The organism is Sporosarcina sp. OR05 (assembly GCF_041414805.1).
Classification (GTDB): Bacteria; Bacillota; Bacilli; order Bacillales_A; family Planococcaceae; genus Sporosarcina; species Sporosarcina saromensis.
The window spans coordinates 1-287 of the sequence record NZ_JANKJL010000049.1 but is presented as its reverse complement, the minus strand read 5'-3'; the positions used below and the strand labels follow the sequence as shown (position 1 = coordinate 287).

Sequence of the window (287 nt, the reverse complement as noted above, 5' to 3'; positions counted from 1 at the left end):
TGATTGGAAGCTTTCGAAGTTCCTTGCACTGTCGTGTTTTCCAGGGTAGAAGAATGTGATGTTTCCTCACCGAAAAGTGTCAGTTGACCACTCGGGAACTTCTCACTTGAAGCTCCGAATTGGCGTTGCTTTTGTAATCGAAACATCTCTTCGTACCTAGCTATGATTGCTTTTAGACAGAGTAGTTCCTCTTCAAGAGCTGCAATCTTTGTATCCTGTTCAGTTAATTGGGGTGAGTGATCATTTAGGTTTCTCATATTATAAATATCGACATATTTACCATAATA

Annotated in this window: 1 protein-coding gene; it reads right to left on the bottom strand. The window is 39.7% G+C overall.

Annotated features, from left to right (window positions below; genetic code table 11):
- The coding region (locus tag NRI27_RS18020) for an IS66 family transposase (protein WP_371391914.1) at positions 1 to 287 on the bottom strand (287 nt) is incomplete at both ends.